Origin of the sequence: Streptomyces sp. CA-251387 (assembly GCF_050936625.1) — a bacterium.
Lineage (GTDB): Bacteria > Actinomycetota > Actinomycetes > Streptomycetales > Streptomycetaceae > Streptomyces.
The window spans coordinates 762,468-785,323 of sequence record NZ_JBNJMJ010000001.1; the positions used below are offsets into that span (position 1 = coordinate 762,468).

Here is a 22,856-nt window from a genome sequence, read left to right on the forward strand (position 1 = left end):
GCGGCGGTGAACGGCGCGCCGTCGGCCGAACGGCACCGGGGGCGTCGGCGTCGCCGACCTTCGAGCTCCCGGAAGCGCTGACGGCCTCGGCGCGGCATGCCGATCCGAATTCTCAGCCCTCTACGCCGACGGCTCACCGTTGCTGCGCGCTGAGCACCTCAGCGCGAGGGCCGCGATGTCGTCGTCGAGCCTTCCACCGCTGTGCTGGAGCAGATCCCGGTGCAGCTGGTCGAGCAGCTCGCGGGGCTGCTCCAGGCCCTGCCGCCGCATCCACTCCGGCAGCGGGAAGAACTGTCCGGTGTGGTCCCGGGTCTCCGATACGCCGTCCGTGTAGAGCAGCAACTGGTCACCCGGGGCGAAGGCGACGCTGTCGACCCAGTAGCGGTCACCGATGAGCGCTGCGAGGTTGAGGGGCGGGGAGGGGAGGGCGGGCTCCAGGACCCGGACCTTCCCGCCGTGCGCGATCAGCGGCGGGGGATGCCCGCAGTTGAGAAGTCGTACGTGGCCGCCGCCGTGCGGGATCTCGGCGAGGAGAGCGGTGGCGAAGTGCTCGGGCTGGTCGTGGGCGGGAAAGGCGGCACTGTGGCGCGTGACGGTGGTCTCCAGGCGGTGGATGATGCCCTGCAGGTCGGGCTCGTCGTACGCGGCCTCCCTGAAGCATCCGATCACCGCCGAGGCCGCCCCCACTGCCGACAGGCCCTTGCCCCGTACGTCGCCTATGAGCAGCCGGACCCCGTACGGGGTACCGATCGCCTCATAGAAGTCGCCGCCGATCCGGGCCTGCTCCTGGGCCGCCAGATACAGCGACTCGATCTCCACGTCCTCGATGCGGCGCGGCAGGGGACGCAGCAGCACCTGCTGGGCCGCGTCGGCGACGAGCCGGACCTGGAAGAGTATCTCCTCTCGCTGAAGCCGGACATGACTCCCGTACGCGGCCGCCAAGGTGACCGCGACGATCGCGGCTGCCGTGTACTGCGTCCCCAGATCGGTGTAGAAGAAGCTGAGGACGATCATGATCAGCATGCAGCACGTCCCCAGAAGGATCGTGGGGAGCACGGGCCACATCGCGGCGGCAAGGGCGGGCGCCGCGGGCAGAAGGCGACTGACGGCGATCTCCCTGGGTGTGGAGAACGCCAGGCCGGCGATGAGGACGGTCAGGACCACGGGTGACAGCCGGACAGCTTCCCATCGGCCGCTGTAGGCGGGGCGACGGCGCCACAGCCGTGCAGACATGATCACAAAATGCATCATATCGGCCTAAACGGACATCGAGCGCGGAGAGATCATGCGCCGCACGCGAGAATCCACGGCGGACGACCCGCCCGGAGCAGTCGAGGCCATGCAACGCACGCTGCACAGACGCCCGAGGTCAGCCGAGCAAGGATCGGACGGGCCCTGGCCACTCGGGATCACCGGTGTTAAAAAGGTCGCATGGCGAACCGTTTCGCCCGTTTTCGACACCTATCGGTCAAGCGTCTGATCAGCAAGAGCACGCGGAGCGTAGCCGGGCAGGTGTTGGTTTTCCAGGTGGCTCTGGTAGTGCTGCTCGTGACCTGCGGCGTCTTCGCTCTCGTCCTGCAGTCGGAGCGGGACACCAGCGCCGAGGCCAGGCGCCGCTCCACGGCCGTGGCACAGACCTTCGCGCACTCACCAGGCGTCCTGGCGGCCTTGGAGACCCCGGATCCGAGCAAGATTCTCCAGCCGCTCACCGAGGCGGCACGCCGGGCCGCCGACGTCGACTTCATCGTGGTCATGGACACCGAGGGCATCCGGTACACGCACCCCTTGCCGGACCGGATCGGAAAGCGGTTCGTGGGCGAGATCGAGCCGTCGCTGGCAGGGAGGGTCTACACGGAGAGCGTCAACGGCCCGCTCGGTCGCGAGGTGCAGGCCACGGTCCCCATCAAGAACACCGATGGCACAGTGGTGGCCCTCGTCTCGGCCGGGATGAAGGTCAAGAGCGTCGAAAGTCAGTTGGCCAGGCAACTACCGATCATCCTGGGCGCCGGGGCCGGAGCGCTCGTGCTGTCCACCGGCGTGACGGCGCTGGTGGGCCGTCGGCTGCGGCGCCAGACACACAGCCTGGCCCCGGACGAGATGACCCTGATGTACGAGCACCACGACACGGTGCTCCACTCCGTTCGGGAAGGGGTGCTGATCGTGGCCGCCGACGGGCGGCTGATGCTGGCGAACGACGAGGCCAGACGACTGCTGGAGCTGCCCCCGGGCGTCGAGGGACGGCTCGTCTCGGACCTGCCGGGCCTCGATCCGGAGACGAAGGCGCTGCTCACCTCCGGGCGCGAGGCCACCGACGAGGTGCACCTCGCCGGAGAGCGGCTGCTCGCCGTCAACCAGCGGCCCACGGGTGGCAAGGGCGGCCCCCGGGGAACGGTGGTGACGTTGCGCGACTCCACCGAGCTGCAGGCGGTGACCGGCAGGGCGGAGGTGGCACGGGAGCGGCTCAGGCTGCTGTACGACGCCGGACTCGGCATCGGTACCACCCTGGACGTCCTGCGCACCGCCGACGAGTTGGCTCGCGTCCCCATTCCCCGCTTCGCCGACTTCGTCACCGTGGACCTGGCCGACGCCGTCCTGCACGGCGAGGAGCCGGCCCCCACGGCGACGGACATGCGACGCGCGGCCGTGAGCGGCATCCGTGACGACCATCCGCTCTCCGAACTGGGCCGGCTTTTCGACTACCTTCCCTCCACGCCCCAGGCGCGCGGCTACGGCAGCGGCCGCTCCCAGCTGGTGAGCGATCTGCCGACCGCCATGGACTGGCGCGTGCAGGACCCGGAGCGCGCCAAGGCGATCATCGACTACGGCATCCATTCCCTCATCACCGCCCCCATCCAGGCCCGTGGCGTCGTGCTGGGCATGGCCAACTTCTGGCGCGCGCAAGACCATGAGCGCTTCGACGAGGAGGACGTGTCGCTGGCGGAGGAGCTGGTGGCCCGTGCCGCGATCAGCATCGACAATGCCCGCCGCTACACCCGCGAGCACACCCTGGCGGTCACCCTCCAGCGCAGCCTGCTGCCACAGGGCGTGCCCGAGCAGAACGCCCTCGACATCGCCTACCGCTACCTCCCCGCCCAGTCGGGCGTGGGCGGAGACTGGTTCGACGTGATCCCCCTGCCGGGGAGCCGGGTGGCACTGGCCGTGGGCGATGTGGTGGGCCACGGCCTGCACGCCGCCGCCACGATGGGACGGCTGCGGACCGCCGTGCACAACTTCTCCACCCTCGATCTGCCACCCGACGAGCTGCTGAGCCATCTGGACGACCTGGTCGGGCGCATCGACCAGAACGAGGCGGCAGAGAGTGCAGCGGGTGTCGTGGGCGCCACCTGCCTGTACGGGATCTACGACCCGGTGACGCGCCGCTGCGTCATGGCGCGTGCGGGGCATCTGGCGCCCGCGCTGGTCCAGCCCGACGGAACCGTCACCTTCCCGGACGTGCCGGCCGGTCCGCCCCTGGGCCTCGGCGGCATGCCGTTCAAGACCGCGGAGCTGTGCCTCGCGGAGGGAACCCAGCTCGTCCTGTACACCGACGGCCTCATCGAGGACCGCAGGCGCGACCTGGACGTGGGACTGGAACTGCTGCGCGACGCGCTGACGGGCCACGCCGGACGGCCGCCCGAGGAAACCTGCCAGGACGTGCTGGACAGCTTGCTCCCCGAGCGTCCCAAGGACGACGTCGCCCTGCTCGTCGCCCGCACGCGGCAGCTGCCGCCCGACCGGATCGCCGACTGGGACGTACCACCGGACCCGGCCGCCGTGGCGGGTATGCGTGACGCCGTGTCCCAGAGGCTCGAAGCGTGGGGCCTGTCGGAGCTCGGCTTCACCATGGAGCTCATCCTGAGCGAGCTCATCACCAACGCCATCCGCTACGGCGCCGGACCGATCCACGTACGGCTGATCCGCGACCGTACGCTGATCTGCGAGGTCGCCGACAGCAGCAGCACCTCCCCGCATCTGCGGTACGCCGCGACGACGGACGAGGGAGGCCGGGGCCTGTTCCTGGTGTCGCAGATGGCTGAGCGCTGGGGCACCCGGTACACCCCGCAGGGCAAGGTGATCTGGGCCGAACAGGCCCTGCCCGAGGTGACCCAGCACCCCGCCCCGACACCGGCCGACGCGGACACGCCGCCGGACGAAGAGCCGGCCGACCCGACAACCTCGACGTGAAGGCGGCGGCGATCAGCCGGATACGTCGGCGACATGTCGTCCGGCGAGGCCCGTGCCCACCGGCGTGCTGCACGCGTTGCACCAGCAGACCAAAGGCCTGCTGCATCGGCGCGGTGGGTCTCGTAACGCCCCCGATTCACCGGTCATCCGAATCGATCCCCTCTCGCCGGCCGATGCAAGAGGCATCAGCCGACGCGCGTTCCAGGTGGGGCGGTGCTCCGGTGGCGGCTACGCGAGCCAGAGCGAGCTTCGCCGATGACGCGCCGGCGGTATGTCCACCGTGTCCGCAGCATCGACCGCGAGTTCGTCGGCGGTGGAATGCACCAGCCTCAGGAGAGTCCCAGCTTGGGCTCGTAGCCGCTGCCGCGCCCGGCGCTCCTCCACTGCGGACCACTGGGCGACGGAGCGGTCCCGCTGGTGTCGAGCAAACGAGTAGACATCCACCCTGCGGCGGACCGTGTGGGGTTGGGGCCTTCTGGACTCTCGTGCCGCATCGGTGAAGGTGCGTGCGCTGTACCTGAGGTCGTGGAGAACCACGGAACGCCAAGGCTTTCCTGACGAGCAGTCGTGCGCACTCTGACTGCGTGAAGGGGGAAGATGGTGGGCGGTGCGTGTCACGGGGCTCCGTTCGCAGCAACCGCCAGGTATCTCCTGGCGGGCTACCTGAAGCCCGTCGGCCCTGTCGAACGTGCGTTTGTCATGCGTGTAACTCTATCTCGCTGCTTCCGTGGCAAGCTTGTTGCGTGTCTGCGGATCTTGTCCCCGATGAGATGAGTTGTGGCGGCGCATTGCCCCTTTGTTGCCGGCCCCGCCTTCTGCCGGTGCACTGACCGGTGGCAGGATTCACGCTGCCCGGCCACCGGTCATGCGTAGGCGCCGTAGGCGCGCTTACGGGGCCATCTCGTACGCGCCGGACAGTGCCTCGACCCGCTGCCAGACCCGCTCCGTGCGTGCCTCGTCGACCACCGGCCGCCGGACCGAACCCAGCGCCCACTCCTGCTGCTGCTCGGTCGCCGAGTCCTTGCCGTGCAGTTCGACGGCGTGCGCGGAGAAGTCCCGTACGAGGACGGCGAAGAGTTCGTCGAGGACGTCCTCGTCGAGCCCGGTCAGGGCGGCCTGCTCCAGGACGAGTTGCCCGTGCACGACGAGGGCGAAGAGCTGACCGACCGCGAGGAGGAGGTCGAGGTCGCGGCTCTGCTCGGCGTCGGGGGCGGCCTTGACGACGAACGTGCAGAGCGCGTCGGCCTGTTCGCGGAAGCGGGTCACGTTGGGCAGGTGCGCGTACGCGTCGAAGGCGGGCCGCCAGTCGTGGAAGCGCACCGAGCCGAGGCCGCGGGCCGGTCCCTGCCGGAACAGGAAGTCGTCGTCGGCCGCGTCGAGGCGGGTCGGCACGGCGGGGTGGTCGACCGGGTCGAGGAGGTGGTTGCGCAGGAACTTCAGGATCAGCGCCAGGTTGACGTGGACCGTACCCTCCAGCTTCGGCAGACCGCGGATCTCCACGGCCGCCTGAGCGAAGTAGTTGTCCTTCTCGAAGCCCTTGGCCGCGATGACGTCCCACATCAGGTCGATGACCTTCTCACCCTCCGTGGTCACCTTCATCTTCGTCATCGGGTTGAAGAGCAGGTAACGGCGGTCGTCCGGGCCGGCTGAGCGGAAGTAGTCGACAGCGCGGTCGCTGAACAGCTTCATGCCGACGAGCCTGACGTACGCGTCGGTCAGCTCGCGCCGCACATGGGGGAAGGCGGTGACGGGGCGGCCGTAGAGGATGCGGTTGTGGGCGTGGGTGACGGCCTCGTACATCGCGTGCTCGCAGATGCCGATCGAGGCGGTGCACAGGTTGAACTTGCCGACGTTGACGGTGTTGAGGGCGGCGTCGAAGGCGGCGCGGCCGGTGTGGAGGACGTCCTCGGCCGCTACGGGATAGTCCTCCAGGCGGAACTCGCTGACGAACTTGGACGAGTCGACGACGTTCTTGACCAGGTGGTAGGCCGGGTGACGGCTGTCGGCGGCGAAGAACACGTAGCCGTCGGGGCCCTCGACGTCGGTCCGGCGGCCGAAGACGGAGACGAGACCTGCGGCGTTGCCGTTGCCGATGTAGTACTTGGAGCCGGTTGCTCGGAAGCCGCCGTTGCCGTCGGGTTCGAGCAGCATGTCGGTGGAGTAGATGTCGGCGCCGTGGGCCTTCTCGGACAGGCCGAACGCGAACACATCCCCCTGGGTGAGGAGTTCCGCGGCGCGGGAGCGGGCGGCGGCGTTGTCGCTCTGCCAGACCGGACCGAGGCCGAGGATCGTGACCTGCCAGGCGTACCAGTAGTCCAGACCGTAGAAGCCCAGGATCTCGTTGAGCGCGGCGATCCGGGCGGTGTCCCACCGCTTGTCCGGTTCCCCCTCCCCCGCGGCGGACGACGGCGTCAGGAAGGTGGCGAACAGGTTCTCCTTCGCTGCGAAGGCGAGGAAGTCGCCGAGCCACGCGCGGGTCCGGTAGTCCTCGATCAGCCGCCGCTTCCCGCGCTCCTCGAACCAGTCGACGGTGGCTCGCAGCAAGCGGCGCGTTTCGGGGTCGAAGTGTGCGGGGTCGTAGGTGCGCGGGTTGAACAGCAGCTGGTCAGCCATGGTTGAGGAGGCCTTTCGGCTGGTGGAGGGGTGGGAATCGGGAGGTCCGACGGCCGGATCGGGAGGACCCGGAGGACCGGGCGGATCGGGAGGACCGGGAGGATCGGGAGGACGCGGAGGACTGGCGGAGGGTGCGGCGGCGATCAGCGGCGCGGACCGAAACGGGCCAGCGTGGCAAGCACGTCGTCCAGCCAGTCGATCATCATCCGCTCGTATGCGATGCCGCCGCGCAGTACGACGTGCTGGAGCTCCCGCTCCGCGTCGAGCGGCGCCTGTGAACCGGCCGCGCTGGCCTCGGGCCCCGTGAAGTCCCGCGCCTCTCCTGCGAGATAGTGCGCCAGCCGGTCCCGGTGCGTCTGCCGGTGCCGCTCCACCTCGCGGATCAGGGCGGCCGGGTCGTCGAAGGCGGCGCCCCGGATCTTCACGGCCAAGTCGTGGCGGACGCTCTCCGGCTCGATCGGATCATGCAACCAGGAGGACAGCGCGGCCCGCCCGAGGTCGGCGACGCTGTACTCCTTCTTGTCCGGCCGGCCCTGCTGCGGGACATCCCTGACGTCGATCCAGCCGTCGTTCTCCATGCGCTTGAGCACGCGGTAGATCTGCTGGTGGGTCGCGGTCCAGAAGTATCCGATGGACCGCTCGAAACGCCGGGCCAGCTCATAACCTGATCCCGGCTTCTCCAAAAGCGACACCAAAATCGCGTGTTCGAGCGCCATGACGCCGATCCTGCTATGCAACTCGTTGCATAGCAAGCCTCGCCCGCCCCGATGCGACGCGGCTCACCCCGTACGGTCCCTCCCCCAGCGGCAGTGCACCTTGCATCGCCCCCCATTCGTCCGGGCGGGCGGCCTTCCGGCCGTCCCGGCGGGGGCTGGCGGGGGGCAGTCATCGAGGCTCTGAAGGACGACCCTGCCCTCGGGGCTGTGCAGACTACGCCGCGCTGCTGCGGCAGCGCGGCGTAGTGGCTGTCTAGATGTTGAGCAGTCGCTGGGTGATCTCCCGGTACTGCCTCAGCGCGAGCCGCAGTTCGTCGGGCTGTGCGTCCTGGCCCTGCCAGCCGGCGCGCAGGACACGCCGTCGTTCCGCGAGGGCGTTCACGAGCTGGGCGCTGACTTCGTCGTAGGCACTCTCGGCTTCTTCCAGCGCCTCGCGTGGGGTGTCGGCAAAGGTGTTGAGGGCGTGCCGGAGGCGCTGGAGGACCTTGTCCCGTTCGTCCGTCGGGAGCAGCTGCTCCGGGCTCGGGCTGCGGCGCCCGGCCGGGTCCGGGGTCTGGCCCGCGGACTGCCGGGCGCGTGTCTGGTCGTACATCATCGGGGGCCGCTCCCGTTCCGCCTGAAGGCGTCCTTGGCCTTCTCGACGGCCTGTTTCAGGCTGCCGGAGACGCGCTCGGCCTTGCCTCGGCGTTGCAGTCGCCTGTTGCGGGTGACTCGGCCGAGTTCCTCCGTGATCCTGCCCTTCATCGTTTGCGCCTGATTTCTGATGCTCCGTGAAACGGTCATGTCGGCCTCGCTGTTGTCGGGTGGGCGGTTTCTCGCGGGGTGTGGGCGAGGCAGGTCGGCGGAATGGTCACATCGCCGCCACCAGTCGGCCGAGCCGTCCGGTGCCGGCGTCGTACGACGTGGCGGGGGCGTCCGCCTGTTCTGCCGTCATGAGAGCGGTAGCGGTCGACTGCGCGGCGGTGTTCGCGCTTGCGGCGGCCATCAGCCGGGCGGCCGAGAGGGCGGTGGTCTCCGGGGGAATCACCAGGAGGTCCCAGCGGCCCGACGTGCCGGACAGCAGCAGGATCTTGTGCGGGTCCAGCTCCGAGGTGAACCAACCGACCTTCACACCATGGCCGTTCGCGAAAATCCTGGGCGGGATGATCGGCCAGTAGCGGGGGTTGACAGCGATCCGGGTGATCCGTCCCCACAGGGGGTCCAGTACGTCGGCCAGCGCGGGGAGTTCATGGCTCAGATCACGTGAGCGTGGCCACCAGGCGCCGTCCAGCTCGACGCGTCCCGGGGAAGGGCTCACAGGTTTGAGGGCAAGGCGTGCGGTCGGAGCCCTGAAGGGCACAGCGCGCAGCGCCGGGTGGTCGATGATCACGGACATCATGCGAATCCGTCCCCGGACCTCTGCGCGTGGGCAGTGTCCGGTGTCGTCGTTCACCAGGAACGACACCGGTATCGGGGCCGGTGCGCGAAGTGCTCCCGATGACCTCACGCTACTCCACGAAAAGGCCGAACGGACTGCTCCCGGCCATCGCCTCACTTCTGCCGGCGGACCTTCCCCGGGGAGCGGGTGGTGTCCACGGTGAGCTGGAGGCGCGTACCTCCCCCAGCGGGCGGCCTCGGGGGAGGCGGGCGACGACGATACATACGTCAGCCTGTCCGTTCCGAGGCTGTTCCTCCGTTGGCCGTCCGGTCCGTTCGGCCTGCCCGGGGAGTACCCTGGAACTACCGAGGATATTTCGCGCACCGGCTTCCATGCCCGTGTCGTTTTCGGCGATCGAATATGCCGGGCCGGTTGCGGCCGGCCCGGGGCAGGGTTCGCGTCATGACTGCGACCATCCCCTCTCCGCCGACACTCGAAGCCGATGAACGGTTCTCCACGTCCTCGCTGCGTCTCTCGCTGGTTCCCGTCGGTTCCGCACCGGCTCTGCTGGACGGCGCCTGGTGGCCACGCTGCCGCGATCTCGGGGCGGAACTCCCCTCCCTGACCGCCGTACTGGACCCGTTGTGGGGGCGGATCACCCGGGTCACGGTGAATCCCACCCACTGGCCGGTCGTCCCGCGCAAAGTGCCCGTCGCCGGGCACGTGGTGAAGGTGGGCTGGTTCCTGGCCGAGCAGGACCCGCACGAACTGCTGCTGCTCTCGTACCGCACGGGCCGCTGGAACCTCCTGGTGGTCCCGCCGCAGACCGCTCCCGTCTCGGCCGCGTGGCTGATGGCCGCCGCGAGCGACCCGCTGGGCAGGTCGACCGCAAGCCAGTTGACGGAGGAGGCAGCGCGCCTGCGGACGGTGTCCGAGACCGACCGGGCCGTGGAAGCGGTCTGGGACTCCGAAGGAGGACATGAGGCCCGCGAACCGGCCGCACGTCCACGGATCCCGACCGTGATCATCCCGATGCCGCATCAGCCGACGGGGAGGTGAGGACGATGGAGTCATTCGTGACCGTGGCCGTGATCCTGGCGGTGATCGCTCTTGGGGTGCTCCTCATCCGCCTGCTCAACTCACAGCACAGCGACCGCATCGCCGCGTTCCACTACGGCCGCTCCGGGACACCCGTCCCGGGACCGGCCCCGCCTGTTCCGCCGAAGGCCCACGGCCGGGCGGGGGCGAGCGGCACCGGCGGCCGCCGTGACCATCGCGACGGCGGACGCGGGCGGCTCCGCCCCCGGCTCCGCACTCGTACGCCGCACTCGTGAGGGAGCGGGGTGAGCCCATCGTCCCGTCACGTTCTTCCGGCCCGTCACTGAACCGACCGCACGGGCCGAGAACAACAGCACAGCCCGCAGCCCGAGACCCCGGCCGCAGCCCTGTTCAGGACCGGCCGGGGTCTTCCCGTGCTCTGTGCACGAATCGCCAGAGCTGCCCTGGTCCGGCGACGGCTCCCCTCCAGGACACGATGCCCGGCGGGCGCGGACCTTCCGTCCGATCCCATGGCATCCCCGAACGACCGGTCCGCCTCCGCGTTCGCGAACTCGGGCTGCGGGGCGGCCGTCCACCCATCCACCACGCACACCCCTGTATCGGCGGAGCGCCGGGAGGACCGGGCCCCGGCCCTGCCACGCGGCACCTTCCGACAGAAACCGCGAACCGAGGAGCCATGGCCCTTCTCCGGCTGGACGTCTACCGGCGCGACCACAGCACCCGCGCCCTGATCACCCTCGCAGGAGAGATCGACGTGACCACTGCCCCGCTCGTCAGCGCCGCGCTGGCCGGATGCATGCGCGACGGCGTCCGCACCACCGACGTCGATCTCACGGCGGTCACCTGCCGCGACGCCGGCGGACTCAACGCCTTCCTCGCGGCATCCCGGCTCGCCCCCGATGCCGGAATGACCCTCCAACTGCACTATCCGCCGCCGACCCTGGCCCGCATCATCGAGATCACCGGTTCGCGCTTCCTGCTCCAAGAGCACCACGCCGCTCGACCACCGTCACTTCGGATGCCCGCCGCGGCGGGCGGTGCGCCGTGACGGCCCCGCTCACCCCGGAGCCGCCACGGGGAGAGGGCACCCGGACCCCCGCCCACGCGGTTCGTCTGCGCCGGCTGAACCGCTGGCAGGCCGAGACCCTGCGGGAGGACCTGGCGGATCTGTACGTGGAGTCGACCCGGGCACAACCAGGCCAGGAGTACCGGGGCCGGGCGGCGTTCCTGCGGCGGCTCACCGGCGACGTCCGACGGCTCGGATTCGCTCTGCTGGTCGCGGAGGACATGACCCTCGCCGGGTGCGCCTACGGCTTCCCCGTACCGCGCCAGGGAACATGGTGGAGGGGGTTCGACGGGACCCTTCCGCAGAGCGTCGAACAGCTCACCGCGTCCGGACACGTCTTCGCCATCACCGAGATCGTGGTGCACCCCCACACGGACGACCAGGGCATCGCCCGCAGGCTCCAGGAACGGCTGCTCTCCGACCACCATGCCTCGCTCGGGGCGACGCTGGTCGCCGAGACCGACGCCCCGGCCTGCGACGCCTTCCTGTCGTGGGGATGGCAGGACATCGGCTCGCTTCGCCGGCCACCGGATCCCACGGTCCTGCGGCCGGCGGACCCGGTGTTGCTGCGGGCCCTGGTCCTCCCCATCGGCCCGCGCACGGCCGCCCGCCCGGACGGCCTCGCCCATGAAGACCGCACCCAACGGCCCGGCTGACGACCACCACGCCGCCGGTCCGGCAGATCTACGGGCCGGCCCGGCCACGCCAAGGTCGTCGGCTGGGCGTCGTGTGCCCGGCGCTGGGCTCGGCTGCCTGTCGTACGGGCAGCCGGTCGGCCGGCTGGAAGCGCATGGGGAACGGTCACAGGCGGACGACGACGAGGGCGATGTCGTCCTGGCAGCCGCCGGCGACGCCGAGGTGGGCCAGCAGTTGGTCGGCGAGCTCTTGCACCGGGAGGGTGCTGTGCTGGGTGAGGGCGTCGGTCAGCCGGGCCAGGCCGGCATCGATGTCTTCGCCGCGGCGTTCGATGAGCCCGTCGGTGTAGAGCACGAGGGTGTCCCCCTTGGTGTAGGCCAGCCCGGCCTGAGGGCGGGGGACGTGATCGGGGCGAGCGCCCAGCGGCGGGTCGGTGGCCTGGTCCAGCAACTCGCAGCTGCCGTCCGGATGGAGCAGGACCGGCGGTGGGTGGCCGGCGATGCTGTAGATGATCAGTCGGCTGCGCGGGTCGATGAGGACTTTGGCCACGGTGGTGGCCAGCGCGCCGTCGACCGCCCTGGCGTACAGGCCCAGTACCTCCAGGGCCTGGGCGGGGCTGGGAACGGCCCGGATGACCGCGCTCAGGGCGCTGCGCAGCATGCCCATGACGGCAGCGGCCTCAAGGCCGTGGCCGACGACGTCCCCGACGGCGATGGCGTAGCGGTCGGGCGGCAGATCGACCACGTCGTACCAGTCGCCGCACACGTTGAGTGATCCGCTGGCCGGCAGGTAGCGCACGGCGATGTCCCGGTGCCCGGCCAGATCGGGCGAGCGGAGCATGACCTCCTGCAGCGTGAGGGTGATTTCACTTTCGCGGGCATGCGCCTGGCGCAGCTGCTCGTTCAGCTGCTCGAGATCGCGCGACCGGGCGTACACCTGGGCGGCGATCTCTGTCGTATACGTGCTCAGCGGCTGGGTGAAGTCAGCGATGCCCGGGGAACGCATGAACTCGGTGACGTCGTCGGACCGCGCAATGATCCATTTCACCGAGCCGTCCGGCCCCAGGACAGGGCTGGACGTCCCGGACCACCACCGCTCCTCGAGTTCACCTGGGCGGTCGGCAACGGGAAGGTCGAATCGGAGCGGAGCCGCCGAATCGGGCTCCCGGGAGCTCAGGACGCGCTTCAGCGAGGCGCCGAACTCACGCGCCGCGTCCGGCGCGGCCGGTGTGTCCGGGAAAGCCTCCAAGATGTACCGCCCGACCAGCTCCTCGCGGGTCCTGCCGGTGACCCGGAGGTAGGCCCGGTTGGCGTAGCGGACCACCAGGTCGGCGTCCAGCACCAGGTACGGGTTCGGCGCGGCGTCGAACAGCTCCTCGAAATCGATCTCCGCTGTCGTCACGCGCGTGACCTGCCGATCTTTACGAGCGCGACTGTCCATGTCCAACCTACGAGGTGCCCGCCGGATACGCCCGCCGGACGACTGCGGGTCCGTCTCGCCGGGCGACTCCATGGCGCCGGTTCAGCCCATCACGCTCGCCATGCAGGCCCGAGCAGCACCATCTCTTCAACGGATCGATCTCCACCGATCGATCTCCACCAAGGGCCACGACCCAGCCTGCCGCGCCGTACCGCGCGGTCGAGCGACGCCGTCACCCGGTCCCACGCTGTTCCGGGCTCCTGTCGGTGTTCCGCGGTGCCGCCGTAACGGCTGTCGTACGGCCCTCGCTCACGCGGTGCCGTCGGCCTTGGTTCGTCGTTATGCGCCGATGAGACCATGGAACGTGGAGAGCGGAGCAGTGGGAGGATCGCGCGGGTGACGGCAACAACCAGTGACATCGAGAAGGCGGCGGGTGTGCTGCGCGCCGGGGGCCTGGTGGCCTTCCCGACCGAAACCGTCTACGGTCTGGGCGCCAACGCCGAGGACTCCACCGCCGTTGCACGCGTCTTTGAGGTCAAGGGGCGCCCGCCCTCCCACCCACTGATCGTCCACATCGGCGGCGCGGAGCAGCTGGGTGACTGGGTCGAGGACGTGCCGGCGACGGCGCGGTTGTTGGCCGAACGCTTCTGGCCGGGGCCACTCACGCTGGTCCTGCGGCGCGGTCGCCGGGTGCCCCTCGAAGCCACTGGTGGCCTGGAGACGGTGGCCCTGCGTGTGCCCGACCATCCCGTCGCACTCGCGCTGCTGGGGGCCTTCGGGGGCGGTGTCGCGGCCCCGTCCGCCAACCGCTTCGGCTCGGTCAGCCCCACCACGGCGAACCACGTCCGTGCGGAGCTCGGTGATGCCGTCGACTTCGTGTTGGACGGCGGCCCCTGCGAGGTCGGCGTCGAGTCGACCATCGTCGACGCCACAGGTGAGATCCCGAGCGTCCTTCGGCCCGGCGGAGTGGTGCGCGAGGACGTCGAAGCGGTGCTGGGGTTTCCGCTTGCGGTCCACTCGACGAGCCGCGTTCGGGTGCCGGGCCAGCATCCGTCCCACTACGCGCCGCGTGCGCGGGTCGTCCTCGTCGAGCCCGAGAAGGTCGTCGCCGAGGCGGAGCTCGCGCAGGAGCTGGGGCACCAGGTGGGCGTCTTTCTTCCCCCCTCCTTCGCCGATGCTGCCGTGAAGGCGCACGCCGTGGTGGCGGTCCCCGCTTCGATGGCCGCCTACGCGCGCGGGCTGTACGGGTTCCTGCGCGAGCTCGACCAGCGGGGGTGTGATCTCATCGTCGCGTCCTTGCCGGTGGAGGAGGGGCTGGGACTCGCGATCGCCAACCGGCTCCGCCGCGCCGCCGGGCCCCGGGCCACGGCGTGACCGGCACTCCGCATTGCGCAAGGTGCTGCCCCTTCGGAAGGGAACCGTCCTGACCTGGCCCGCCAGGGACGAAGCTGCCTGAGGACTCACCGCTCCCGTTCGTGAGATGACCGCAGCGGATCAGATCCTGCGTGTGTTTTTGGCCCACAGCACCGCCGACGCCGACTTCGGCCAGCAGTGGGTACACCGCTGGCACTGATCGCCGCGGGCGTCATCGTCTACGGCACGGCCTTTGGGACGTTCGGTGGCTCCGGGTCGGTGCCCCTCGACAGCGGATCCCTCGGGCCAGTTGTCGGCGTCGTCGGTCTTGACGGCCGGGCCGCACAGCGGCACCACGTTCGACATCATCGGCAGCGTGGGAGTCGCGGTGCTCGTGATCGTGGGCGCGACGGTGGCGATGCACCGCATGCCGCGACTGCGCCACCTGGCCAAACCGGTCACCGCCGTGGGGACCATGTCCCTGACGGCCTACGTCGGCCAATTCGTCGCACAGTCCCCGGCGAAGCACATCCGATGAGGCCAGGCCGGGGTGGCTCGCCTCCACGTCCACCCCAGCCAGGACCGCTCATGGATCGAGCAAGCGCATAGTCCTTGCAGGCTTCCACCGGTAAGCCTGGATCGTCGCCGAATGCACCGGGCAGTCAGGCTTGGCCGGCCTGGTAGTTGGCCTTGCTCCAGTTCTCGGAGCTGAGGGCCCCGGAGGCCACGGTTCCTCCGGCGAGGGCGGCGGCCTCGACCGGCTCCGCGAGTTGCGCCGGTTCAGGAGACTCGCTCGGGCTCCTTGCGCTCCGCCTCGGAGCCCTTCTGGAGACGGGTGCCCTCGACGTCGAGGTCGGGCAGGACGCGCTGGAGCCAGGCAGGCAGCCACCAGGCGTGTCGTCCGGCGAGGGCGAGGACTGCCGGGACCAGGGTCAGGCGGACGGCGAAGGCGTCGATGGCCACGCCGACGGCCAGCGCGAAGGCGATGGGCTTGATCAGGGCGTCGTCGAGAGGGAAGAACCCGGCGAAGACGGTGAACATGATCAGGGCGGCCGCGGTCACCACCCGCACGCTGTGCCGGGCGCCGTCGATCACCGACCGGCGGGCCATGCCCGTGTGGACCCACTCCTCGCGCATCCCGGAGACGAGGAACACCTCGTAGTCCATGGCGAGTCCGAAGAGTACGCCGATCAGGATGATCGGCAGGAAGCTCACGACCGGACCGGTGTGGGCCAGGCCGAACGCGTCCGCCAGCCAGCCCCACTGGAACAGGGCGACGACCAGGCCGAGCGAAGCGCCTACCGACAGCAGGAATCCGACGGCGGCCTTGAGGGGAATCACCAGCGAGCGGAACACCATGGTCAGCAGGATCAGGCTCAGGCCGACCACGATCGCCATGAACGGCAGCAGGGAGTCGCTGAGCCGGTTGGAGACGTCGATGTTGACGGCGGTGGTACCGGTGACCGCGACCCGCGCTCCGGTCGCCTCACGGATGTCCGGGGCCACGACACGGATGTCGCGGACGAGACGGTCGGTGCGGGCACTGTCGGGGCCGGTCTCGGGGATGACCTGGATGACGGTCTGCCCGGGGTCGCGCGTGGGCTGGGGCGGCAGCACCGCCTTGACACCCTTGAGGTCCCGCAGCTTCTGCGCGGCCTGAGCACCCGCCTGCGCACCGGGCCCGTTGTCGGTCTCGGTCAGCACCAGGAGCGGGCCGTTGAAGCCGGGGCCGAACTTGTCGCCGACCACGTCGTACGCCTTGCGCTCGGTGGAACTCACCGGGGCGGAGCCGTTGTCGGGCAGGGCGAGACGCAGGTCTGCCGCCGGGAGGGCGAGCGCGACGAGGATGCCGGCGACGGCCAGAACGGTCAGCAGAGGCTTGGCGACGACTGTCTTGACCCAGCGGCTGCCCAGGGTGGCCTTCTCGGCGGGTCCATCGGGCTCGGTGGCCCGCTGGGCCGCCTTGCTGCCGGGCTTCGGCGCCAGTCGGGCGCCGGCGAATCCGGCGAGGGCCGGGAGCAGGGTGATCGCGGCCAGGACGGCGATGAGGACGGCCCCGGCGGCACCGAGGCCCATGGTGGTCAGGAACGGGATGCCGATGACGCTGAGCGCGGCGAGGGCGATGATCACCGTGCTGCCGGCGAAGACCACCGCGCTGCCGGCTGTGCCGTCGGCCAGCGCCATGGACTCCCGCGGGTCGGTGCCGCGGGCGAGCTGCTGGCGGTGCCGGGAGAGGATGAACAGGACGTAGTCGATGCCTACGGCCAGCCCCAGCATCAGCGCAAGGGTGACGGCCGTGGAGGAGATGCTGACCACGGGGGCGAGGGCGAGCAGCCCGGTCAGTCCCACCGCCACACCGAGCAGGGCGGGTAGCAGTGCCATGCCGGCGGCGAGCAGTGAGCCGAAGGTGACGACGAGGACGAGCAGGGCGACGACGACACCGATGATCTCCGACGGGCCGATGTGGACGCCGTTGCTGCCGTAGACGCTGCCGCCCACAAAGGTCTTGAGTCCGTCCTTCTCGGCCGCCTTGGCCGCCTGCTCGACGGTGTCCAGGGACGAGGCGTGCACCTCGGCCCGCTGCACCGAGTACTGCACCTGCACGATCGCCGTGGTCCGGTCGGCCGAGACGGCGCCGGAGGTGCGCGGGCCGATGACGGCACTGACCTGGGGCGCCTTCGCGGCGGCCGCCTCGGCTCCGGCGATGGCCGCGGCGTAGGGAGTCTCGGTGACTCGGTGGCCCTCCGGGGCGGTGAAGACGATCTGGGCGCCTACTCCTGAGGCCTCGGGCAGCGTCTTGCCGAGGGTGTCCAGCGCCCGCTGTGACTCCGTCCCCGGCACGGTGAACCGGTCGTCGAGTTTGCCGCCGAAGACGCTGACGCACGCGATGAGCGCAGCAAGCAGCGCGAGCCAGACGACCAGCACCAGCTTGCGATGACGGTAGGCGCGGTGGCCGAGCCGATGAAGCAGGACAGCCATGGGGAACTCCCAGGGTCGGTGAGATCGGTCGAGCGCCAGACTTTATCAGTCGCTCAAGTCGAGCGAACTTGTCACTCGCATGACTTAGCTCACTTCTCGTCCATGACCCCACTTGATCAGGCAATACGACACTGTCGACCGACCAAATCGAATAACTAAACCGTACGACCTTGTCGAGTGACCATGTCGTCCGTATGGTGAGGACCACCCGCTCCCCACCACGACAAGGAGTGATCGTGAGCAGCACGCGGAGCAGCACCCAGCACAGCGACGTCACCACCGCACCGCACAGCCGCCGGGCCGATGTCGTCGTGATCGGCGCAGGGCTGGCCGGTCTGACGGCGGCGCGGGAACTCGTCGCGGCGGGCAAGTCCGTGGCCGTCCTGGAGGCTCGTGACCGGGTAGGCGGACGACTGCTCAACCACGACCTCGGCGACGGACAGGTCACCGAGATCGGCGGACAGTTCGTCGGCCCGACCCAGGACCACATCCTGGCGCTGGCCGAGGAGGTCGGCGTGGCCACCTATCAGGCCGCTGTTCCCGGCGAGAGCGTCTATGTGCACGACGGCAAGGCCAAGCGTTTCTCCGGCCACACGCCTCCGGACCTCTTCGCACTGCCGGACATGGGCATCGCCCTGGCCCGCATCGGCCACGCGGCGGGAAAGGTGGACCCGGCGGCGCCGTGGCAGGCTCCGGACGCCCGTGCACTGGACGGCATGACCTACGAGACGTGGCTGCGCAAGGCCGAGATCACCGGCGCCGCCGTCGACCTGATCAACATCTTCCTGAACTCCGCTTACGGAGGCGAGGCGCGCGACGCGTCGGCCCTGTTCAGCCTCTGGTACGTCTCGACGTTCGGTGACGAGACGCATCCGGGCACGATGGAGCGCGGCACCGGCACCACCGGCGGAGCCCAGGACAGCCGGTTCGTCGGCGGCTCGCAGCTGGTCGCCCGGCGACTGGCCGAGGAACTCGACGGCCGCGTCCATCTGTCGGCGCCGGTACGGCGCATCAGCCAGGACTCCACCGGCGTCACCGTGGTCTCCGACGCCGGCGACTGGCGGTCCGAGCGGGTCATCGTCGCCGTCCCGCCGCTGCTCGCCTCGCGGATCGTGTGGGACCCGCTGCTGCCGCCCCAGCAGGACCAGCTGTTCCAGCGGCTGCCGTTCGGCACCCTCATGAAGTGCGTCGCCGTCTACGACAAGCCGTTCTGGCGGGCGGAGGGCCTGTCCGGCATGGGGCTGCTGCGCGGCGGCTCCCCCATCCGCGAGATGTTCGACAACACCCCACCCGACGGCGGACCGGGCGTGCTCATGGGCTTCCTCGGCGGCAAGGAGTGGCGCAGGTGGGCCCACCGCCCGGCCCGTGAGCGGCGTGGTGCGGTGCTGCGTTCCTTCGCCCAGGTGGTCGGGGAACGGGCCTTCGACACCATCGACTACGTCGAGCAGGACTGGACCGCCGAGCAGTGGACCCAGGGTGGACCCACCTCCGTCGCCGCTCCCGGCGTGATCAGCGACTTCGGAGAGTGGATGGGCCGGCGGTTCCAGCGTGTGCACTGGGCGGGCGCCGAGTTCTCCCCTTACTGGAACGGCTTCATGGACGGCGCGGTCCGCTCCGGCCGGACGGCCGCCACCGAGCTGCTGCATCAGGACTGAGCCGGCAAGACGACACAGACAGAACGACTCAGACAGAACGACAGAGACAGAGACAGAAAAGGAACCCTGCGATGAACAGGTACGTGGTCACCGAACAGGCCGTCATCAACGCACCCGTGGGGCGGGTCTGGGAGGTCATCTCCCGCACGGACCGGTACGCCGAGTGGGTGGCCGGGGCGATCGAGGTGACCGACCACCACGGCGTCGCCACCCTCGGCAAGACCTACGCCGAACGCAACCGCACTCTCGGGCCCCTGAAGACCGACTCGGTCTGGACGGTCAGGGAGGTCGACCCGCTCAGGCGCCGCGTCGACACGGGCACAGGATTCGCCCCGCTCCAGGACGTGACGAGCATCTTCGAGTTCCGCCCGGCACAGAGCGAGGACGGCAGGGAGGTGACGGAGATGACCTACTGGGTCGAGTACGCCATCGGGCTCGGGCCGCTGGGAGCTCTCCTGAACGGCATCCAGGAGCCGGGTATGCGGGCCGGTATGCGCACCTCCATGGCCAACCTCGACACGCTGATCCGTTCGGAGAGCTCGACGACCGCCCGTTGACGGGCGACGGTGGATTTTGTCGAGCGACCTGTTCGACAGACTGAGTCGAATAGGATGCCGTCATGGCTCATGTACCCGCGGCGGAGCGCCGCCCACAACTGATCAAGGCGGCCATCGACCTGATGACCAGGGAGGGCGTCGCCGCCGGGAGCACCCGCGCGATCGCCGCCGAGCTCGGTGTGGCACAGGCGACCGTGCACTACACGTTCGGCACCAAAGAAGATCTCTACCGGGCGGTCATGGAGCAGCTCACCCAGGACCTGGTCGCCCAGGTGGAGCGGGCCGCACCCACGGACACGAGCTTCGAGGCGACGATCGTCACGCTCGCCGAGGCGCTCTGGAACACCGTGCTGGAACAGCCGGCGTCGTACCAGCTCCTCAACGAGCTGACGATGTTCGCCCTGCGTACGCCCCACCTGAAGGAGGCGCTGCACAGCCACCACAGCGGGATCTCGGCCGTGACGGCGAAGCTGGTCAACGAGGCCGCCGAGCGCACCGGCCACCAGCTCGCCCAGCCCGCCGAGACGATCGCGAGGTTCTTCCTCGCGGGCTTCGACGGGCTGACGATGCAGCATCTCTCACTGCCGGACGAGGAGGCCGAAAGGGTCTGCCTGCGGGCCCTGATCTCCGCCGTCCTGGCCATGGCCTGAGGTCGTCCCCTGGCTGAGGGCGACGGTTCAGGCGGTCAGCAGGGGGAGTTGGTCTGGGTGAGCAGGCCCATCCGCCAGGGCGGGCGGAGGTAGTCGCCCGAGGCGCCGGGATCTATGCCCTGGTAGACGTACTGCAGTCGGCAGGGATTGATGGGCAGGGTCTGGTCGTTACCGGCACGGACCATCTCGCCGTGGCTGATGTCCTGGGTCCAGGCGCCGCCGGGGAAGCTGACGTTGCCGCGGCCGGCGAACGGTTCGTTCTCTGTGGCGGCGAGGGGCGCCCAGGTGCCGGTGAGGCGGGTGGAGGTGAAGGAGCGGAAGTAGCGCCGGCCGGTGGAGCCGATGGCCTCCTGGATGAGCAGGTACTGGTCACTGCCCTGCACCTTGTAGACGTTGGTCGCCTCGAAGAGGTTGTTCTTGGTGTCCGACAGCACTATTTGCGTGTTGCCGAAGCCGTCGGGGAAGTTGCCCAGGCTGGTCTGGGCGCGGTAGATGTGACCGTTGTCGTCGCTGAAGAACAGGTGGCAGTTGGCCGAGTCGCAGATGACCCAGAAGTCGATCCAGGTGCCGTCGCCCTTGTTCTGGGTGACGATCGGCGGCTCCTGGGAGATGAAGGTGCGCGGCGCGGACCAGGACCGCGGGTCGGCCGGGTTGTTGCTGGGCGCCAAATAGACGGTACTTACGGCCCGTCACCACGACGGGTTCGCGCTGTGGCCCTCCACGCACCCGAACGCCTGGCATGCCGGACAGGCGCCTCTGCAGCGGGACTTCCTCGGCCAGTACGTCACCGCCGTGCGCGCCGGCGGGTTGCGGGTGGGTCTGTACTACTCGCCGCTGAACTGGCGCTACCCCGACTATTACGACGTCCGCGGCACCAACTGCCTCCCGAACGAGTGGGGTTACGTCACCGATCCCGCGCACAAGGAGAACGCGCGAATCATCGATCATGTCCTGCCTACCGGCCGGCCACGGGCCACCGAGGTTGAACTCGTCGCGGATGATCCGTGAAGTGTCGTGATCCCGGACCTGGCGACCACGGCCGCCTACCGACGGCCATCCGTGCCTGGCCACGCCCTCCCCGCTCCCCCGGACTCGACCGGATACCGCCGCAGGCGGGGCTCAGGCCAGGCCGAACCGCTCGGCGTGCACTTGCCGGTGGGGAACCCTGAGCTTGCGCAGGGCGCTGAGCACGGCCGAGGTCATCGCGGGCGGGCCGCAGACGTACACGTCGCGTTCGGTTATGTCGGGAACCAGGGCACGGAGACTGTCCGGCTCGAACGGCGGGCTCCCCTCCCCCGTGCGGCCGGTGAGCAGGTGCAGTTGCCCACCGCGTGCCTCGACCAGGGCTCGCACCTCATCGACCAGCACGGCGTCGTTCTCGCTGCGCACCCGGTAGAGCACGACGATGTCGCCGGCCGGTTCCTCCTCCAGCAGGGCTCGAACCGGCGTGATCCCGACCCCTCCGGCGATCAGCAGTGCGCCGGGCCGCGTTCGATGCAACGAGGTGAATGCCCCGTACGGCCCCTCGACGAACGCGCGGCTCCCGACCGGGACGTTCCGCAGGCCGGCGCTGGTGCTGCCGACCGCCTTGACGGTCAGGCGCAGCGTTCGGCCGTCGGGTGCCGCCGACAGCGAGAACGGATTCGCCAGCCACCAGTGGTTGTGCCCGGGGAACCGCCAGATGCAGAACTGGCCGGCCCGGGCCGGCAGCTTGTCCAGGTGGCGGCCGGTGACGTGCACCGACACCACGTCGTCCGACTCCGGCACCACCGCCGTGACCTCGAACCGGTGATAGGCGTTGCGCCACAGAGGCATGACGATCCGGCCCGTGACCAGGGCACCGAATGCGAACAGCCACAGGGCCCACCAGTAGATCTTCGCGGGCGCGGAAGAGCTGAAGGTCGTGGTCTCCTGCAACTGGTGGACGAACGCCAGCCCCAAGGCCAGGTACAGCAGCAGATGCAGGCCGTGCCACGTCTCGTACCGCAGTCGCTGCCTCACCCGCCGGGCGGAGACCGCGGCGACCACGACGACGATCGCCGCGGCCAGCATCCCGAGCAGGGAGGCCGGCACTCCGGCCAGCGCGAAGAACGTCTTCGCCATCGACGCGTCATCGAGCCTCGCGTACCCCAGCACCACCAGCACGGCGTGGGTGAGGAGGGTCCACAGCAGGGTGAAGCCGACCCACCGGTGCCACACCGTCAACCGGTCCATGCCGATACGGCGGTCGAGCCAGGGCAGCCGGGCCACCAGCAGCAGCTGGAACAGCATCAGCACGGCGGCATGCAGGCCGAAGAACTTGGCGACCGTGAGCACCTCGTTCTTGCCGGTCCCGGCGCTGAGGAACAAGGCCTCGACGATCACCAAGTTGACGATGACAAACGTCCACAGCGCCCACCGCGCCGCAACGACCGGAGGTATGGTGCCTTGCCGCACCCGTGAAATCGTCGCCTCCACCGCTTCCCCCTTTTGTCCATGTGACGCACTCCCGCCTGGCAGTACGGAACTTGACGCAAAAAGCCTCGACCGTTCCTGTGCCCAGCACCTTCTCACCCGGACAGGCGGTTGGACCCCCGCCGGTGGCATCTGATCACTCCTCACCCGGCGGCCG

Annotated in this window: 18 protein-coding genes and 3 pseudogenes; 11 read left to right on the forward strand and 10 right to left on the reverse strand. The window is 69.7% G+C overall.

From position 1 onward, the window contains the following. Nucleotides 1-120 precede the first annotated feature (120 nt). Nucleotides 121-1,233, reverse strand: coding sequence for a PP2C family protein-serine/threonine phosphatase (locus ACQEV2_RS03390; protein ID WP_433036371.1), 1,113 nt, complete (start codon nucleotides 1,231-1,233; stop codon nucleotides 121-123). Nucleotides 1,234-1,431: 198 nt separating this feature from the next. On the opposite strand from ACQEV2_RS03390, the gene ACQEV2_RS03395 reads away from it, so the two are divergent. Continuing rightward, nucleotides 1,432-4,185, forward strand: coding sequence for a SpoIIE family protein phosphatase (locus ACQEV2_RS03395; protein WP_433036373.1), 2,754 nt, complete (start codon nucleotides 1,432-1,434; stop codon nucleotides 4,183-4,185). Between the two features lie 888 nt (nucleotides 4,186-5,073). Here the strand turns inward: ACQEV2_RS03395 and ACQEV2_RS03400 are convergent. From ACQEV2_RS03400 to ACQEV2_RS03420, 5 genes are all read right to left on the reverse strand, one after another. Continuing rightward, the gene (locus tag ACQEV2_RS03400) at nucleotides 5,074-6,798 is read right to left on the reverse strand and encodes an acyl-CoA dehydrogenase family protein (RefSeq protein ID WP_433036375.1); all 1,725 of its coding nucleotides are present in this window, start codon (nucleotides 6,796-6,798) and stop codon (nucleotides 5,074-5,076) included. A gap of 143 nt (nucleotides 6,799-6,941) precedes the next feature. Then, entirely contained in the window at nucleotides 6,942-7,514 is a 573-nt protein-coding gene (locus tag ACQEV2_RS03405; RefSeq protein WP_433036377.1) for a PadR family transcriptional regulator, read from the reverse strand. Between the two features lie 253 nt (nucleotides 7,515-7,767). Next, complete coding sequence (locus ACQEV2_RS03410; protein WP_433036379.1) at nucleotides 7,768-8,109, reverse strand: hypothetical protein; 342 nt, start codon at nucleotides 8,107-8,109, stop codon at nucleotides 7,768-7,770. Then, the gene (locus ACQEV2_RS03415; RefSeq protein WP_433036381.1) at nucleotides 8,106-8,258 is read right to left on the reverse strand and encodes a CsbD family protein; all 153 of its coding nucleotides are present in this window, start codon (nucleotides 8,256-8,258) and stop codon (nucleotides 8,106-8,108) included. The genes ACQEV2_RS03410 and ACQEV2_RS03415 overlap by 4 nt, the downstream gene beginning before the upstream one ends. A gap of 106 nt (nucleotides 8,259-8,364) precedes the next feature. Beyond that, nucleotides 8,365-8,811: a DUF5994 family protein gene (locus ACQEV2_RS03420; RefSeq protein ID WP_433036383.1), complete on the reverse strand. Its 447-nt coding sequence runs from the start codon at nucleotides 8,809-8,811 to the stop codon at nucleotides 8,365-8,367. Nucleotides 8,812-9,333: 522 nt separating this feature from the next. On the opposite strand from ACQEV2_RS03420, the gene ACQEV2_RS03425 reads away from it, so the two are divergent. The 4 genes from ACQEV2_RS03425 (at nucleotide 9,334) to ACQEV2_RS03440 (ending at nucleotide 11,652) form a co-directional block, all read left to right on the forward strand. Next, entirely contained in the window at nucleotides 9,334-9,930 is a 597-nt protein-coding gene (locus ACQEV2_RS03425) for a DUF5994 family protein (RefSeq protein ID WP_433036385.1), read from the forward strand. 5 nt (nucleotides 9,931-9,935) lie between these two features. Continuing rightward, entirely contained in the window at nucleotides 9,936-10,205 is a 270-nt protein-coding gene (locus tag ACQEV2_RS03430) for a hypothetical protein (RefSeq protein WP_433036387.1), read from the forward strand. A gap of 401 nt (nucleotides 10,206-10,606) precedes the next feature. Next, nucleotides 10,607-10,978, forward strand: a complete 372-nt coding sequence (locus tag ACQEV2_RS03435; RefSeq protein WP_433036389.1) for an STAS domain-containing protein — start codon at nucleotides 10,607-10,609, stop codon at nucleotides 10,976-10,978. Further along, nucleotides 10,975-11,652, forward strand: a complete 678-nt coding sequence (locus ACQEV2_RS03440; RefSeq protein WP_433036391.1) for a GNAT family N-acetyltransferase — start codon at nucleotides 10,975-10,977, stop codon at nucleotides 11,650-11,652. The genes ACQEV2_RS03435 and ACQEV2_RS03440 overlap by 4 nt, the downstream gene beginning before the upstream one ends. A 145-nt stretch (nucleotides 11,653-11,797) precedes the next feature. Here ACQEV2_RS03440 and ACQEV2_RS03445 read toward each other — a convergent pair whose 3' ends face one another. Further along, nucleotides 11,798-13,072 carry a PP2C family protein-serine/threonine phosphatase gene (locus ACQEV2_RS03445; protein ID WP_433036393.1) on the reverse strand — a complete coding sequence of 425 codons (1,275 nt, stop codon included), beginning with the start codon at nucleotides 13,070-13,072 and terminating at the stop codon, nucleotides 11,798-11,800. A 375-nt stretch (nucleotides 13,073-13,447) separates the two neighbouring features. Here ACQEV2_RS03445 and ACQEV2_RS03450 point away from each other — a divergent pair, with 375 nt between their 5' ends. After that, on the forward strand, nucleotides 13,448-14,425 hold the full coding sequence (locus ACQEV2_RS03450) for an L-threonylcarbamoyladenylate synthase (RefSeq protein ID WP_433036395.1): 978 nt from the start codon (nucleotides 13,448-13,450) through the stop codon (nucleotides 14,423-14,425). 246 nt (nucleotides 14,426-14,671) lie between these two features. Further along, nucleotides 14,672-14,921 (forward strand): annotated as a pseudogene (locus ACQEV2_RS03455) (DUF418 domain-containing protein); the annotation flags it as partial. Nucleotides 14,922-15,184: 263 nt separating this feature from the next. Here ACQEV2_RS03455 and ACQEV2_RS03460 read toward each other — a convergent pair. Then, nucleotides 15,185-17,383 carry an MMPL family transporter gene (locus tag ACQEV2_RS03460; RefSeq protein ID WP_433036397.1) on the reverse strand — a complete coding sequence of 733 codons (2,199 nt, stop codon included), beginning with the start codon at nucleotides 17,381-17,383 and terminating at the stop codon, nucleotides 15,185-15,187. A gap of 236 nt (nucleotides 17,384-17,619) precedes the next feature. On the opposite strand from ACQEV2_RS03460, the gene ACQEV2_RS03465 reads away from it, so the two are divergent. The 3 genes from ACQEV2_RS03465 (at nucleotide 17,620) to ACQEV2_RS03475 (ending at nucleotide 20,245) form a co-directional block, all read left to right on the forward strand. Beyond that, nucleotides 17,620-19,038 (forward strand): flavin monoamine oxidase family protein, encoded by a 1,419-nt coding sequence (locus tag ACQEV2_RS03465; protein WP_433036399.1) that lies wholly within the window; start codon nucleotides 17,620-17,622, stop codon nucleotides 19,036-19,038. A gap of 71 nt (nucleotides 19,039-19,109) precedes the next feature. Continuing rightward, nucleotides 19,110-19,595 carry an SRPBCC family protein gene (locus ACQEV2_RS03470; protein WP_433036401.1) on the forward strand — a complete coding sequence of 162 codons (486 nt, stop codon included), beginning with the start codon at nucleotides 19,110-19,112 and terminating at the stop codon, nucleotides 19,593-19,595. 62 nt (nucleotides 19,596-19,657) lie between these two features. Further along, nucleotides 19,658-20,245 (forward strand): TetR/AcrR family transcriptional regulator, encoded by a 588-nt coding sequence (locus tag ACQEV2_RS03475; RefSeq protein WP_433036403.1) that lies wholly within the window; start codon nucleotides 19,658-19,660, stop codon nucleotides 20,243-20,245. A 35-nt stretch (nucleotides 20,246-20,280) separates the two neighbouring features. On the opposite strand, the pseudogene ACQEV2_RS03480 reads toward ACQEV2_RS03475, so the two are convergent. Next, nucleotides 20,281-20,904, reverse strand: a pseudogene (locus tag ACQEV2_RS03480) (non-reducing end alpha-L-arabinofuranosidase family hydrolase); the annotation flags it as partial. 28 nt (nucleotides 20,905-20,932) lie between these two features. Here ACQEV2_RS03480 and ACQEV2_RS03485 point away from each other — a divergent pair. Next, a pseudogene (locus tag ACQEV2_RS03485) lies at nucleotides 20,933-21,253 on the forward strand (alpha-L-fucosidase); the annotation flags it as partial. Nucleotides 21,254-21,364: 111 nt separating this feature from the next. Here ACQEV2_RS03485 and ACQEV2_RS03490 read toward each other — a convergent pair. Continuing rightward, nucleotides 21,365-22,609, reverse strand: coding sequence for a ferredoxin reductase family protein (locus ACQEV2_RS03490; RefSeq protein WP_433054164.1), 1,245 nt, complete (start codon nucleotides 22,607-22,609; stop codon nucleotides 21,365-21,367). Between the last annotated feature and the right edge of the window lie 247 nt (nucleotides 22,610-22,856).